This is a genomic window from Streptomyces sp. NPDC002386 (assembly GCF_053593175.1).
In genome coordinates this window covers 561,792-576,028 of sequence record NZ_JBSFBX010000002.1, presented here as the reverse complement: position 1 = coordinate 576,028, position 14,237 = coordinate 561,792, and the positions used below count along the sequence as shown (strand labels likewise).

Below are 14,237 nucleotides of genomic sequence, written 5' to 3'. Positions count from 1 at the left end.
GACGCCGGCGCAGTTCGGTGCGGCCAGGATGCTCGGCGAGCTGCCGGTACGTGGCACTCCACTCCCTTTGAGCCTGCGCGAGGTCGTCGGGAAACGTTCGCATGACCGAATTCAATCACGTGTTCGATTTTTGACGCCACCGCGGCGGACACGCCCGCCCGGCCCGGTGCCGCCCCGGGGGGAGGGCGGGGCGGCCGGGCCCGGCGGTCTCGCCCGCTCCCGGGCCGGGCAGTGGTGCTATCAAGGGGATATGGAGGTATTTGCCGGGCGGTCCCCGGGCTCGGCGGAGCACTGGTCCGCCGGCAGTCCGCGGCGGCGGCGTACCTCCCTGCTGGACCTGCGCAGCGTGGCCGGTCAGGTGCTCCTGCTGCAGATCGCGGTCGTGGTGCTGCTGGTGGTGACCGCGGTGGCGGCCATCGTGCTCCAGGCGGCGCGGGACGCGCTGCGGGAGGGACGGCGGGCGTCGGTCGTCGCGGCCCAGTCGTTCGCGAGCGCTCCCGGCGTGGCCGGGGCGATGCGCGGCCCGGACCCGACGGCGGTGCTCCAGCCGAGGACCGAGGCGGCCCGCAAGCGCTCGGGCCTCGACTTCGTCGTCGCCATGAACACGGAGGGCATCCGCTACACGTATCCGTACCCGAGCGAGATCGGGAAGAAGTTCGTCGGCACCATCGGCCCGGCGCTGCGGGGGGAGACGGTCGTCGAGCAGGCCGGCGGGCCGCCGCTGCCGACGGGCAGGGGGACGGCCGTGCAGGCGGTGGTCCCGGTGACCGACGCGCGGGGCAAGGTCGTCGGCCTGGTCTCCGCCGGGATCACGGTCCGCAACGTGGCGGCGCTGTGGATGCCGGAGCTGCCGATCGCCCTGGGCGCGGGCGCCGCCGCGCTGGCGCTGGCCGTGACCGGGACGGCCCTGGTGTCCCGGCGGCTGCTGCGGCAGACCCGCGGCCTCGCCCCCGGGGAGCTGGCGGAGCTGTACGAGCACCACGAGGCGGTGCTGCACGCGGTGCGGGAGGGTGTGCTGATCACCGACGCCGAGGACCGCCTGCTGCTGGCCAACGAGGAGGCGACGCGGCTGCTCGGGCTGCCGGACGGCGTGCGCGGGCGCCCGGTGCGGGAGCTGGACCTGCCCGAGCCGGTCCAGCGGCTGCTGGCCTCACCGGAGCCGGTCGACGACGCGGTGCATCTCGCCGGGGACCGGCTGCTGGCGGTGAACAAGCGGCCCACGTACCCGGGGACCGGGCGCAGGGGCAGCGTGGTGACGCTGCGGGACACCACGGAGCTGGCGGCGCTCACCGGCCGTGCCGAGGTCGCGCGGCAGCGGCTGAACCTGCTGTACGACGCCGGGGTGGGCGTCGGCACGACGCTGGACGTGGAGCGTACGGCCCAGGAACTGGCCGATGTGGCGGTGCCGCGGTTCGCCGACCTGGTGACGGTGGACCTGCTGGACGCGGTGCTGCGCGGCTGGGAGCCGACGGCGGAGGGCTGGCGGCATCTGCGGCGCGCGGCGATCGCCGGCGAGCGGCGGAAGGTGCCGGTGTACCCGCTCGGCGAGGTCATCGACCTCTCTCCACTGGCCCCGCAGACGCGGACGCTGCAGGAGGGGCACGGCCTGCTGGAGGCGGACCTGCGCAAGGCCGACGGCTGGCGGGACCAGGACCCGGAGCGGGCCCGGCAGTCCCTGGAGTGCGGGCTGCGTTCGCTGGTGGCGGTGCCGCTGCGGGCCCGGGGTGTGCCGCTGGGCGTGGCGAGCTTCTACCGGCGGCGCGAGGCGAAGCCGTTCGAGGCGGACGACCTGTCCTTCGCCGAGGAACTGGCCGCGCGGGCGGCGGTCGCCATCGACAACGCCCGCCGGTTCACCCGGGAGCACGCCATGGCGGTGACGCTGCAGCGCAGTCTGCTGCCGCGCGGGCAGCCGGAGCAGGACGCGCTGGAGGTCGCCTGGCGGTACCTGCCCGCGGAGGGCGGGGTGGGCGGCGACTGGTTCGACGTCATCCCGCTGCCCGGCGCCCGGGTGGCCCTGGTGATGGGCGACGTCGTCGGACGCGGACTGCACGCGGCGGCGACGATGGGCCGGCTGCGCACCGCGGTGCACAACTTCGCCACCCTGGACCTGCCCGTGGACGAGGTGCTCGGGAACCTGGACGACCTGGTCGTCCGCATGGACAACGAGGAGGGCGCGGCCGATGCCGCGGAAGGCCTGGAGGGCGAGGGGGTGACCGGGGCGACCTGCCTGTACGCGGTCTACGACTCGGTGACCGGGGCCTGCACGATGGCCCGCGCGGGGCACCCGGAACCGGTGCTCGTGCGCCCCGACGGCACGGTCGCCTGTCCGGGCGTACCGGCGTCGGCGCCGCTCGGCCTGGGCGGCTACCCCTTCGAGACCGCCGAGCTGTCCCTGCCGGAGGGTTCGCAGCTCCTGCTGTACACGGACGGCCTGGTGGAGGACCGCGGCCAGGACATCGACGTCGGCATGGAGCGGCTGCGCCGGGCGCTGGACGGGTCCGGGGACCGCACTCCGGAGGAGACCTGCCGGACGGTGATCGACGCCCTGAGGCCGGTCCACTCCTCCGACGACATCGCGCTGCTCGCGGCCCGCACCCGGCGGTTCCCGCCCTCGCGGGTGGCCGAGTGGGACGTGCCCGCGGACCCGGCGCTGGTGCCCGCGGCGCGGGCCCGCTGCCGGGAGACGCTGCTGGCGTGGGGGCTGGAGGAGACCGGGTTCACCACGGAGCTGATCCTCAGCGAGCTGGTCACGAACGCGATCCGGTACGGCTCCCCGCCGGTCACCGTACGGCTGCTGCGCGGCCGCTGTCTGATCTGCGAGGTGTCGGACGGCAGCAGCACCTCGCCGCGGCTGCGGCGGGCGGCGACGACGGACGAGGGCGGCCGGGGCCTGTTCCTGGTCGCGCAGTTCGCCCAGCGCTGGGGCACCCGCTACACCAGCCGCGGCAAGGTCATCTGGACGGAGCAGCAGTTGCACGACGGCGCGGTCTCCGCCGCCGGGCACACCCCGGTCGACTTCCTCCTCGATCAGTTCGACGACCTGGAGCCGTGAGCCCGGCCCCGGTGCGCGCGGCCGGTCAGCCGGGACGCTCCGCCGCCAGCCCGCCGACTCCGGCGGTTAGTGCGTCCGCCACCGCTCGCGGGGGCGTCTCGGGCGCTCCCTGGACCTTCTCCGGGCGCGCGGTCCGCGCGGCCAGCGGCAGTTCCACCTGTACGCCTCCCGCGCGGGTCAGGTTCACGGGGTTGCGGGGATTCAGGCCCCGCAGCCCGGCCGGGATCAGCTCCAGGTCCGTCACCGTGGCGAAGGCGGGGGCGAGCAGGGCGAGCGGGCGCCCGAGGGCCAGCGCCGCCGCGCGGTTGGCGCCGCCCAGGAAGATCGAGCGGGTGGCGTCGGGCCGCAGGTGACCGTGCAGCGAGACGGTCAGCGACACGTGGGCGAGGAACTCCCGCAGGGCCTCGCAGGGGGCCTCGGACATCCGGTGCGAGGGGATGTGGACCGGGGTGCCGGCGGGCTGGGTGAAGACCAGGGCGGTCGCCCCCGTGCGGGCCGCCACCTCACGGGCCAGTTCCGCCGTACCGCCCTCCTTGGAGCCGTGCAGGGCCAGCACGCCGATGTCCGACCGGACGGTGAGCGCGGCTTCGAACTCCACGCCCTCGATGACCACTCGCTCGCCGTGCTCCATCTCGCCCTCTCCCCCGGGACCGTCACCGCACCACCCGTACGGTCTTCGAGACGGTCACCTGGTCCACGTCCGACACCCGCACCGTCACCCTCATGGTCCACGTCCCGGGGATCGGCAGAGCGAAGGAGTCGGCCGCCCAGTAGCCGCCGCGGTCGGTGACCTTGGCGTCCAGGGGGCCGACCCGCTGGGCGGCGAGGGTCATCGAGAGGCGTAGTTCGGGGACGGAGGCCAGGCCGCCGTCGGGGCCGTAGACCACCGCCTGGACGGAGTTGGTGCCGGCCCGGCCGGGGTCGAGGGTGATCTGCACCTTGCCGTGGCCGCCGGGGGTGCCGACGTCGAACGGGATCGTGGTGACCGAGGCGGCCGGGATGCCGGCCGGTGCGGCCTCGGACCGCGCCGCCTCGGCCGCCGCCCGGCCGGGCAGGGTGCTGGTCAGAAGGGTGGTCAGGACGAGGACGAGGACGCCCGTGGCCAGTTCGGCCAGCACCGGACGGCGCAGGTGGTGCGGGTCCGGGGCGGCCGGTGCGGGTTCCGGCCGGGGTTCGGGTGGCGGCGGGCCGGTGGCCGGCTCGGGAACGCGGGCCGGGCGGACCGCCGGGGCCGGACGCACCAGGCGGGCCGTCCAGCGCCGGGAACGGGAGGCGGCCGCGAGGAGCAGGGCCACCGCCGCCAGCTTGGCCAGCAGGACGTGGCCGTACGTGGTGCCGGTCAGCGCGTCCAGGGAGCCCAGGCCCCGCCAGGACTGGTAGACGCCGGTCACCGCGAGAACCGTCACCGAGGCGAAGGCCAGGCGGGAGAAGCGGGCGACGGTCCGCACCAGCGGCTCCGGCGTCCCCGCGGGGGCCGGCTCGGCCGCCGGGTCCCGGCGCAGCGTCAGCAGCAGGGCCGCGAGACCGCCCAGCCAGGCGGCCATGGCCAGCAGGTGCAGCGCGGCGGACGCGACGGCGACGGGTACCTGCGGTCCCGCCGAGGCGTGTTCGGCCGCCGCCCAGGTCAGGGAGAGGGCCACGGAGAAGACGGCGGCCGCGGTCAGCAGGGCCCGGCGGGGGACGCGCCGCCACGCCCCCCGGCGCAGCACCGGGACGCAGGCGGCCGCCAGGAGCAGCAGGGCCAGCCGGGCGAGCAGGAGCTCACCGGGCCGGGTCGTGGCCGTGCGGGTGAGCGCGGACAGCGCGAAGGCCCCCGTCGGGGAGGTGCCCTCCTCGTAGGGCGCCCTCAGCAGGAAGAGGGCGGCGGTCGAGGCGAGCAGGACCCACCAGGCGGCCAGGGCCGGGCGGCGCAGCCGGGCCCGGCCGGGCGGGCGGCAGTACGCCACGAACGCGACCGTGCCGAGCAGGAGCGCCACGGACAGGTAGGCGAGGTAGCGCGCGATGTCGTAGAGGCTGGTCGTCGCCCGGTTCTCCGCGCGGTCCGGGAGCGGGACCGCCGGTGCCGCCGTGCGCTTGCCCACCGAGAAGGTGAGCGCCCCGGACACCGGGTGGCTGTCCGCCGACACCACCCGCCAGGTCACCGTGTAGGTGCCGGTGGCGAGCCCGGCGGGCAGCGGGACGCGGGCCGTGTCGGAGCGGCCGGGGGCGTGGTCCGCCTCGCCGGTGCGGAGGCGGTGGTTCTCCGGGTCGTAGACGCGGAACGAGTCGGTGAGCAGGCCCACGGACTCCGTGAACGTCAGGGTCACCCGGCGCGGGGCGGACTTCAGGACACCGCCGTCGGCGGGGTCGGACCCGCGCAGGGCCGCGTGGGCCGAGGCGGGGACCGCGGTGCCGAGCAGGAGCAGGAGCAGGCCCGTGCCGAGCACGGTCAGCCGCCGCAGCCACCGGTGTGCGTCGCGCACCTCACCCCTCCGTCCAGCGGCCCCGGGCGGCCGCACGCGCTCCGGGCACGTCAGCCCTCCACATACGTACGCGGAGATCGGCCGCCGTGCTCACCGCACCCGCCACCCGGTCCGCCGGGGCGGCGGGTTCTCGTCCGGACGGCGCGTCAGGCCGGATCGTCCGGGAAGGCCGCCGCCCGTTCCAGGAAGGCCAGTCGGGCCCGCTTCTCGGGCAGGTGCACCTCCGGGACGTCGACCTCGGGCAGCACGACCGCCGGGCCCTGCTCGAAGCCCTGGCGCCGGAAGCGCTCGACGGCCCTGGTGTTGCGCACGTCCGGGTCGACCACGATCCGGCGGCGGCCGAGCCCGAGCAGGGCGTACGCCGTGACCCCGGTCAGCAGGGCCGAGGTCCAGCCGGGGCGCCGGCCGGCGGGTCCGGCGGGGGCGAGGAGAACGTGGACGCCGATGTCGCCGGGGCGGACGTCGTAGGTCTCGCCGACCCGGTCGGCCCCGGGTTCGTAGGTCTGCAGCAGGGCGGCCGGTTCACCGTCCTTGGTGACGAGGTGGGCGTGGTGGGTGTCGAGGGTCGCCATGTGCGCGTAGATCTCGGCCACCTGGGCGCGGGTAAGGCCGGTCATGCCCCAGAACACGGCGCGTTCCTCGCTCACCCAGGCGTGCACCAGCCGCGCGTCGCCGGCCGGGTCGAGGGGCCGGACGCGGACGGTGCCGTAGCCGTCGACGTGCCGTTCGAACAGGTCAGACATCGTTCTCCTGGGTGTCTTCGAGGGTGAGCCGGGCCCAGTCGGTGACGACCGGGGCGAGTTCCCCCCGGAGCCACAGGGGGAGCTGGTCGCGGTGGTGCGGTGCGCCGGGGACGCCGTCGGCGCCGAACGGGACCACCCAGCGGCTGTCCTCGCGGCGCGCGAGGTCCCAGACGTAGCGGGCGGCCGGGCCGCGGGCGGCGAGGTCGGTGAGGCCGGGGACGGCCGAGGTGCACAGCACGCAGTCGTGGTCGCCGGCCAGGCCCGGTTCCGCGTACGGCTCCTCCCCCGGCAGCGCCTTCCAGGGAGCGAGCCGGTGGGTGTCCGACCAGGTGCCGGCCGGTTCCGCCGCGGCCGTCTCCGTCAGGGCTTCCCGCACGACGGCGTCCCGGTCGACGCCGTACAGATCCTCCGCCGTCAGCAGGTGTTCGAGGGCGTGGCCGATGCGCGGGACGAGGGCCAGCCAGGGGAGCAGGACCTCGGGGTAGGCGGGCGGTTCGGTGAGGGCGGCGAACGCCGGGTGGGCGGCGAGCCCGCGGACGACCGCGGTGCGCACCGCGGCGTAGGCGGCGGCGCCGGTGCTGCCGGCGTCCATGCGGCGGTCCCAGGCCAGCAGCCGGTCGCGGAGGCGGGCCGCGCCGGGGGTGAGGCCGTCGAGGGCCGCGAGGCGGTCGAGGAGCGCACCGGCCGAGGCGAGGTGGGTGTCGGTGTGGACGGTGTGCAGGTCGGCGGCCGACCAGGCGGGGCGCTCCCGGAGCAGGGCGCGGATGCGGTCGGCGCGGTGCGGCGGCGCGAACTCCACGCCGAGGGGCGCGGCCGGGCCGCGCTGGTTGGCCATGACGGCGACGCCGTCGGTCAGCGGGGCGTACGGCGTCTCGTGCCAGCCGCGCCACTCGTGGCCCGGGAGCCAGGCGGGCACCACCCGGACCCGGTTGTCCGCCGCGCGCACGGGGACTCGGCCGGCGACCCGGTGCAGCAGACCGCCCTCGGTGTCGGCGGCCTGCACGACGTTGACCGGCTCGGCCCAGCCGTCGAGCGCCCGGTCGACGTCGCCGACCCGGCGGGCGCGCAGGAGGGGGAGCAGGCAGCCGAAGCCGAGGTCCTCCGTGACGCGGGGCGGGTAGCGCAGAGCGAGGGCGGTGGGCGGTCCGGCCGCGTCGCCGGTCTCGTCGTCGGCGGCGTTCCGGCCGTCCGGCGGGGCCGCCGTGACGCCCGCATCCAGGCCCTCCGGGCCGCCGACGATCACCGGCCCCCGCTCGGTCTCGATCACCTCGATCGCGACCGGGGCCTCCCCGGCCACCTCCACCGTCTCCGTGTGCCGCGGTGCCCGGCGCCAGACGCCGTCGGGGCCGAGTGCCTCCACGCCCGCGCCGGTGCGCCGCAGCCGCTCCCGGTAGACGTCCTGGTAGTCGGCCATGGCGTTGGTGATGGCCCAGGCGACGGTGCCGGTGTGGCCGAAGTGGGCGATGCCGGGAACGCCGGGCACGGCGAGGCCGACGACGTCGAACTCCGGGCAGCACAGGCGGATCTGCTGGTAGACGCCCGGATCCTCGATGAAGCGGTGCGGGTCACCGGCGATGATGGGCCGCCCGGTGACGGTGCGGTCGCCGGACAGGAGCCAGCCGTTGCTGCCGGCGGTGCCGGGGCCGTCGGTGGCGAACAGGCCGACCGACCCGGGGCCGAGGTGCCGTATCGCCTCCTCGCGCCACAGCTTGGCCGGGAAACCGGCGAACAGGATGTGCGTGGCGAGCCAGACCCCGAGCGGGGTCCAGGGCTCCCAGCGGCCCGGGGCGAGGCCGGACCGCGCGAACTCGGGCGCCCGGCGGGCGCCGTCCGCCAGGCCCTGGTTGACGCCGTCGACGTACGCCCGGACCCATTCCGCCGTCTCCGGGTCCCGGCTCTCCAGCGCGCCGAAGCAGCGCCGGGCGGTGTCGTCGAGACGGGCCCGGCGGGCGAACACGTCCCACGGCAGGGCGGCCGCGCCGAGGAAGGAGGCCGAGGTGCCCCGGGCCCGGTGCCGCTCCACCTCGAGTTGCCAGGCGCGGTCCAGGGCGGTCACCCGGCCCTGGACGCGGGCCAGGGCGCGGGCGTCGGCGGCCCGCAGATGGGGGACGCCCCAGGCATCGCGGTGGATCTCGCTGGTCACCTCGGAGCACCCCTTCACTTCACTTTAGGTAAGCCTTGCCTAAGTAGATGCGGGAATCGTACGCGACGCCCGGCCGCCCGGACAGAGCCGCCCCGCACGGGTGCCACGGGCCCCGTGCGGCGGCGTTCTCGGGGTTCGGGGAGCCCCGTCGCGCGAAGCCGTCGCCGCCGGGGCACCATCGACCCATGGACGCGACAGTGCACCTCGCCCAGGACCCCGAGGCCGACGCGCTGCTCGGGCGCAGCCCGCTCGCCGCGCTGACCGGGATGCTGCTCGACCAGCAGGTCCCGATGGAGTGGGCGTTCAAGGGCCCGGCGACCATCGCGGGCCGGATGGGCGCCCGGGACCTGGACGCCCACGACATCGCGGCCAGGGACCCGGAGGCGTTCGCCGCGCTCCTCTCCGAGAAGCCCGCCGTGCACCGGTACCCGGGCTCGATGGCCAAGCGGATCCAGCAGCTGTGCCAGTACCTGGTCGAGCACTACGACGGCGACGCCGAGGCCGTCTGGCGGGACGCCGGGGACGGGGCCGCCCTGCTGAAGCGGCTGGAGGACCTGCCCGGGTTCGGCCGGCAGAAGGCGCAGATCTTCCTGGCGCTGCTCGGCAAGCAGCTGGGCGTGCGGCCCGCCGGCTGGCGGGAGGCCGCGGGGGCGTACGGGGAGGCGGACTCCTTCCGGTCCGTCGCCGACATCACCGGCCCCGAGTCGCTGGCCAGGGTGCGGGCGCACAAGCAGGAGGCGAAGGCGGCGGCCAAGGCCGCCAAGGCGGCGAAGACCGCCGGCGAGTAGCCCTCAGCCGGATGGTCCCGCCCGGGTGGCGGCGCCGCCCGGGACGATCCGAGCATGAACCATGACCGAGGCACCCAGCGGTGGTCCCTCCTGGGACCGTGAGTACGACGACCGGAGCGTCCACGGGGGCCACGCCCCGCAGGGACACCACGAGCCCGAACCTCCCCTCGAAGGACCCCTGCACGCCCTCTCCCGGGCCGCCTGGCAGGTCGTCCTCGGCACCGGGATCGCCTCGCTGATCCTCGGCGTCGTGGTGCTGATCTGGCCGGGCCCCTCCCTGCTGGTCGCCGGGGTGCTGTTCGGGATCTACCTCGTCATCAGCGGCGTCTTCCAGCTCGCCGCCGCCTTCGGCACCCACCAGCGGACCTCGCTGCGCGTGCTCGCCTTCATCAGCGGCGCGCTGTCGATCCTGCTGGGCCTGTTCTGCTTCCGCGGCCCGATGCAGTCGTCCCTGCTGCTCGCCCTGTGGATCGGCATCGCCTGGCTGATCCGGGGCATCACCCAGACCCTGGCCGCCGCCTCCGACTCCCGCATGCCCGCCCGGGGCTGGCAGATCTTCCTCGGGATCGTCACCTTCGTCGCCGGCATCGTGCTGATCGACTCGCCCTTCACCTCGGTCGCCGTGCTGACCCTGGTCGCCGGCTGGTGGCTGGTGATCGTCGGCATCGTGGAGATCGTCACCGCGATCCGCGTCCGGGGCATGGCCCGCCAGGTCCCGCGCACGGTGTGAGGCCGTCGGTACGCCGAACGGGCGTATCCCGGGCGGAACGCGATGCGCCGGGGCGGCCGGGCGGGCACAGACCCGGTGTGAGCAGGACCGCGCGCCTCCCCCGCAGCCGAACCTGGCTGCGGGTGCTCGTGCTGCTCCTGGCGGTGTGGGTGCCCGGCGCCCATGTGCAGGCCCAGCCGGCGCCCGCCCCGGCCGCGTCGGCCGCCGCCTCCGAGCACGACCACCTGGACACCCTGCCGCGGCCGCCCGCCCGCGTCTCCCGCCCGGCCGGGGCCCCCGAACGCCCCTCGCCCCTGCCCGGCCCGGCGCCCGCCGGCGCGGCGGCGCCCCCGTGCCCGGCCGCGCCCCGGGCGCCGGGCGCCGCCGTCTGCCTGCTGCGCACGGTGGTCCTGCGCTGCTGACCGGTCCCGCCCCCCGGTCCAGTCAGCTCCAGGCGAGGAACGACCATGCCCACAGACCCGTACGCGGTCCTGCGCGCCCTGCTGCGCGCGGAGGCCAGACGCAGCGCGCCGCCCCGGCCCGAGGACACGAACCAGCGGCCACCGGGGCCGGCGAAGGAGGAAGGACGCTGATCGGCCGGCGGAGGCGGTCAGCGCCTCCGCCGTGCGGTACCGAACAGGGAGCGGGTGATCTCGCGGCCGATCTGGGTGCCGACCGAGCGGGCCAGCGACTTGAACATGCCGCTGCCCACCACCTGTTCGACCAGCGACTGCTCGTCCTTCGGCGCCTTCGTCTCCGGGCCCCGCGCGGTCTCCCGGGCCCGGCCCGGCTCCGGCGCCCCGGCCGCCGGCCGCTCGCTCAGCCGCTCGTACGCCGACTCGCGGTCCACAGCCTGTGCATAACGCCCGTGCAGCGCGGACTCCCGCACCGCCCGGTCCAGCTCCGGCCCGTCCACCGGGCCCATCAGGGACTCCGGGGCGCGCAGCCGGGTCGCGGCGACGGGGGTGGGGGCACCGGTCTCGCTGAGCACGGTCACCACCGCCTCGCCGGTGCCGAGGCCGGTGAGGAGTTCCTCGAGATCGTAGGCGGAGTCGGGGAAGGTCTTCACGGTCGCCTTCAGCGCCTTATGGTCGTCCGGCGTGAAGGCCCGCAGCGCGTGCTGGACGCGGTTGCCGAGCTGGCCGAGGACGTCGGACGGCACGTCCTTCGGGGTCTGGGTGACGAAGAAGACGCCGACCCCTTTCGAGCGAATCAGGCGCACGGTCCGCGTGATCGACTCCAGGAACGCCCGGGAGGCGTCGCTGAACAGCAGGTGCGCCTCGTCGAAGAAGAAGACCAGCTTGGGCCGGTCGGCGTCGCCCACCTCGGGCAGGTCGTGGAAGAGGTCGGCCAGCAGCCACATCAGGAAGGTGGAGAAGAGCTGCGGCCGGTCCTGGACCGCGGGGAGTTCGAGGACGGAGACGACGCCCCGCCCGTCCGGCGCCGTCCGCAGCAGCTCGGCCGTGTCGAACTCCGGCTCGCCGAAGAAGTCCGCCATGCCCTGCGCCTCGAAGGCGGTCAGCGAGCGCAGGATCACCCCGGCCGTGGCGGTGGACAGCCCGCCGATGTCCCTCAGCTCGGCCTTGCCCTCGTCCGAGGTCAGGAAGGCGACCACGGCCCTGAGGTCCTTGAGGTCGACGAGTTCGAGGCCCTTGGTGTCGGCGTAGTGGAAGATCAGGCCGAGGGACTGCTCCTGGGTCTGGTTGAGCCGGAGCACCTTGGACAGCAGCACCGGCCCGAAGCTCGTGATGGTGGCCCGCACCGGGATGCCGTGGCCGAGCCCGCCGAGCGCGAGGAACTCCGCGGGGAAACCGGCCGGCGTCCAGCTCTGGCCCACCTCGGCCGCGCGCCCCTGGACCCGGTCGTTCGACACGCCCGGCCGGGAGATGCCGGAGAGGTCACCCTTGATGTCCGCGAGGAACACCGGCACGCCCTGCGCGGAGAGTTGCTCGGCGATCAGCTGGAGCGTCTTGGTCTTGCCGGTGCCCGTGGCGCCCGCGACCAGCCCGTGCCGGTTGAGCATGGGCAGCGGGATGCGCACCGGCGCGCGCGGCAGGCACCGTCCGTCCCAGAGCAGGGCGCCCAGATCGAGGGCGGGGCCGGTGAAGGCGTATCCGGCGCGGACGCGCTCGGCGTCGGCAGGGAGCGTCTCACTGTCACCCATGCACGGCCCCTGTCTCCGATAGCACCCGTTATGAGCGTCTTCGCTCCGGCAATTCCAGCGTCGCACTGCGGCGCCATGGCTGCGCCCGGAACGTCTGGACCGGTAGGCTTTCCGTGTGATCTTCAAGCGCATCGGAAACGGCCGGCCGTACCCCGACCACGGCCGGGAAAGCACCCGGCAGTGGGCGGACGTCGCGCCGCGCCCGGTCCGCCTCGATCAGCTCGTGACCACCAAGCAGCAGCTCGATCTGGAGACCCTGCTGGCCGAGGACTCGACCTTCTACGGCGACCTCTTCGCCCACGTCGTGAAGTGGCAGGGCGACCTGTACCTCGAGGACGGCCTCCACCGGGCGGTGCGCGCCGCGCTCCAGCAGCGCCAGGTGCTGCACGCACGCGTGCTCGAACTCGACTGACCCGCACGACACGCCGGTTGCCCCTTTCGGGTTCCGCTGTGCTGCATCTGGTGATCATCTAATAGGCATCGCCGCTCAGGCACACTACGCTGCGCTCATGAGCATGCTGACTCCTCCCGGCATGGGCGGCCAGTACCGGATCACGGGGGACAAATACCCTCGGATGCGCCCTCCCCGGCGGCGCGGCAGGCTGGCGGCCGCCGCGGTGGCCTCCGTAGCCGCGCTCGGCCTGATCGGCTGGGGCACCCTGCAGCTCATCGACGTCTTCACCGGGGGCGGCGAGAAGTCGACCGCGGGCGGCACCAAGGCCGAGTGCCCCGTCGCGAAGGCCTCCGCCGCGCCCGCCAGGGCCCTGCCCGAGCCCCGCACGATCACCGTGAACGTCTACAACGCCACGACCCGCAGCGGCCTCGCCAAGGCCACCGCGGACGAGCTGAAGAAGCGCGGCTTCAAGATCGGCGACGTGGGCAACGCGCCCAAGGAGCTGGACAAGAAGGTCAAGGGCGCCGGAGTGCTCCTCGGTCCCGCCTCCGCGCTGGACACCTCGCTGCCGGTGCTCGCCACCCAGCTGGCCGGCGCCGAGCGGCGGACCGAGGCCGGCCGCAAGGGGGCCGGCCTCGATCTGGTCATCGGTGACAAGTTCGGCGGCCTGACGCAGCGGGCGGCCGCCGACCAGGCCCTGGCCCGGCTGAGCGAACCGAAGCGGACGACCGCCGCGGCGAAGAACGGCTGCTGAGCGGGACCGCCCTACTCGGCCGCGCCGTACAGCCGGTCGCCCGCGTCCCCGAGGCCGGGGATGATGTAGCCGTGCTCGTTGAGGTGGTCGTCGACGGCCGCCGTGACGACCGTGACCGGGGTGCCCGCGAGCTCCCGCTCCATGACCTCGACGCCCTCGGGCGCGGCGAGCAGCACCACGGCGGTGACGTCGTCGGCGCCGCGCTTGATCAGTTCCTGGATCGCCGCGACCAGCGTGCCGCCGGTCGCCAGCATCGGGTCGAGGACGTACACCTGGCGGCCCGAGAGGTCCTCGGGCATGCGCGAGGCGTACGTGGAGGCCTGCAGCGTCTCCTCGTTGCGGATCATGCCCAGGAAGCCCACCTCGGCGGTCGGCAGCAGCCGGACCATGCCGTCCAGCATGCCGAGACCGGCCCGCAGGATCGGCACCACCAGCGGACGCGGCCGGGCGAGCTTGACGCCCGTGGTCCGGGCGACCGGCGTCTGGACGTCGACGGCCTCGGTGCGCACGTCCCGCGTGGCCTCGTAGGCGAGCAGGGTGACCAGTTCGTCGGCGAGCCGGCGGAAGGTCGCGGAGTCGGTGCGCTGGTCGCGCAGCGTGGTGAGCTTGTGAGCGACCAGGGGGTGGTCGACGACGTGGAGACGCATGTCCCTAACAGTAACCGCGCTCGGCCGCACTCCGCGCTGGCATCAAACCGCCCGTCCGAGGGAAAGTGGGAGGGACGGACCCGGGGTGGTGTGACTGTGCCTGACCTGCCTGATCATGAGACCGACGCCGCCGTGGACGCCGGGAGCGCGACAGGCCCCCGGCGGCCCGAGTCGGACGCCGAGCGCCGGCGCCGCCGCGCCCAGTTCCTGCGCGACCTCGCCGAGGCCCGGGCGCTGCGCGACCGCGTCCAGCCCCGGCGGGCGAAGGCGGCGCGGCTGCGCCACGCCATGCGGATGCGAACCTTCCGCTGGTAGGGGGATTCCGGCGTACGGTCGGGTGGGAAGAGACCGGTGGGAAGACAGCCGGTGGGAAAGACCGGT

At 75.2% G+C, this 14,237-nt stretch carries 14 protein-coding genes; 8 read left to right on the top strand and 6 right to left on the bottom strand.

Features of this window, described 5'->3' with window-relative positions; genetic code table 11:
* Window positions 1-250 precede the first annotated feature (250 nt).
* Window positions 251-3,052 (top strand): SpoIIE family protein phosphatase, encoded by a 2,802-nt coding sequence (locus tag ACWCPN_RS06775; protein WP_451202909.1) that lies wholly within the window; start codon window positions 251-253, stop codon window positions 3,050-3,052.
* Between the two features lie 25 nt (window positions 3,053-3,077).
* Here ACWCPN_RS06775 and ACWCPN_RS06770 read toward each other — a convergent pair whose 3' ends face one another.
* The 4 genes from ACWCPN_RS06770 to ACWCPN_RS06755 all read right to left on the bottom strand — a co-directional run bounded on the left by ACWCPN_RS06770 (window position 3,078) and on the right by ACWCPN_RS06755 (window position 8,400).
* Complete coding sequence (locus tag ACWCPN_RS06770; protein WP_451202907.1) at window positions 3,078-3,683, bottom strand: poly-gamma-glutamate hydrolase family protein; 606 nt, start codon at window positions 3,681-3,683, stop codon at window positions 3,078-3,080.
* A 22-nt stretch (window positions 3,684-3,705) separates the two neighbouring features.
* On the bottom strand, window positions 3,706-5,514 hold the full coding sequence (locus ACWCPN_RS06765) for a copper resistance CopC/CopD family protein (RefSeq protein WP_451202904.1): 1,809 nt from the start codon (window positions 5,512-5,514) through the stop codon (window positions 3,706-3,708).
* Between the two features lie 146 nt (window positions 5,515-5,660).
* Window positions 5,661-6,257: a GNAT family N-acetyltransferase gene (locus ACWCPN_RS06760; protein WP_451202901.1), complete on the bottom strand. Its 597-nt coding sequence runs from the start codon at window positions 6,255-6,257 to the stop codon at window positions 5,661-5,663.
* On the bottom strand, window positions 6,250-8,400 hold the full coding sequence (locus tag ACWCPN_RS06755) for a penicillin acylase family protein (RefSeq protein WP_451202899.1): 2,151 nt from the start codon (window positions 8,398-8,400) through the stop codon (window positions 6,250-6,252). The genes ACWCPN_RS06760 and ACWCPN_RS06755 overlap by 8 nt, the downstream gene beginning before the upstream one ends.
* Before the next feature lie 185 nt (window positions 8,401-8,585).
* Here ACWCPN_RS06755 and ACWCPN_RS06750 point away from each other — a divergent pair, with 185 nt between their 5' ends.
* The 4 genes from ACWCPN_RS06750 to ACWCPN_RS06735 all read left to right on the top strand — a co-directional run bounded on the left by ACWCPN_RS06750 (window position 8,586) and on the right by ACWCPN_RS06735 (window position 10,490).
* Complete coding sequence (locus ACWCPN_RS06750) at window positions 8,586-9,188, top strand: HhH-GPD-type base excision DNA repair protein (RefSeq protein WP_365122126.1); 603 nt, start codon at window positions 8,586-8,588, stop codon at window positions 9,186-9,188.
* Between the two features lie 61 nt (window positions 9,189-9,249).
* The gene (locus tag ACWCPN_RS06745) at window positions 9,250-9,918 is read left to right on the top strand and encodes an HdeD family acid-resistance protein (protein WP_199211139.1); all 669 of its coding nucleotides are present in this window, start codon (window positions 9,250-9,252) and stop codon (window positions 9,916-9,918) included.
* A 77-nt stretch (window positions 9,919-9,995) separates the two neighbouring features.
* Window positions 9,996-10,319: a hypothetical protein gene (locus ACWCPN_RS06740; RefSeq protein WP_392293105.1), complete on the top strand. Its 324-nt coding sequence runs from the start codon at window positions 9,996-9,998 to the stop codon at window positions 10,317-10,319.
* 45 nt (window positions 10,320-10,364) lie between these two features.
* Complete coding sequence (locus ACWCPN_RS06735) at window positions 10,365-10,490, top strand: hypothetical protein (RefSeq protein WP_392293104.1); 126 nt, start codon at window positions 10,365-10,367, stop codon at window positions 10,488-10,490.
* Window positions 10,491-10,507: 17 nt separating this feature from the next.
* Here ACWCPN_RS06735 and ACWCPN_RS06730 read toward each other — a convergent pair whose 3' ends face one another.
* A complete protein-coding gene (locus tag ACWCPN_RS06730) occupies window positions 10,508-12,061 on the bottom strand; it encodes a helicase HerA-like domain-containing protein (protein WP_451202896.1) in 1,554 nt (517 codons plus the stop codon).
* 115 nt (window positions 12,062-12,176) lie between these two features.
* On the opposite strand from ACWCPN_RS06730, the gene ACWCPN_RS06725 reads away from it, so the two are divergent.
* Window positions 12,177-12,473, top strand: a complete 297-nt coding sequence (locus ACWCPN_RS06725) for a type II toxin-antitoxin system VapB family antitoxin (protein WP_004943146.1) — start codon at window positions 12,177-12,179, stop codon at window positions 12,471-12,473.
* A gap of 121 nt (window positions 12,474-12,594) precedes the next feature.
* A complete protein-coding gene (locus ACWCPN_RS06720; protein WP_451203055.1) occupies window positions 12,595-13,209 on the top strand; it encodes a LytR C-terminal domain-containing protein in 615 nt (204 codons plus the stop codon).
* Between the two features lie 11 nt (window positions 13,210-13,220).
* On the opposite strand, the gene upp is transcribed toward ACWCPN_RS06720, so the two are convergent.
* On the bottom strand, window positions 13,221-13,856 hold the full coding sequence (upp, locus tag ACWCPN_RS06715) for a uracil phosphoribosyltransferase (RefSeq protein WP_199211140.1): 636 nt from the start codon (window positions 13,854-13,856) through the stop codon (window positions 13,221-13,223).
* A 96-nt stretch (window positions 13,857-13,952) separates the two neighbouring features.
* On the opposite strand from upp, the gene ACWCPN_RS06710 reads away from it, so the two are divergent.
* Window positions 13,953-14,171, top strand: a complete 219-nt coding sequence (locus tag ACWCPN_RS06710; protein WP_365122116.1) for a hypothetical protein — start codon at window positions 13,953-13,955, stop codon at window positions 14,169-14,171.
* The last annotated feature ends 66 nt before the right edge of the window (window positions 14,172-14,237 follow it).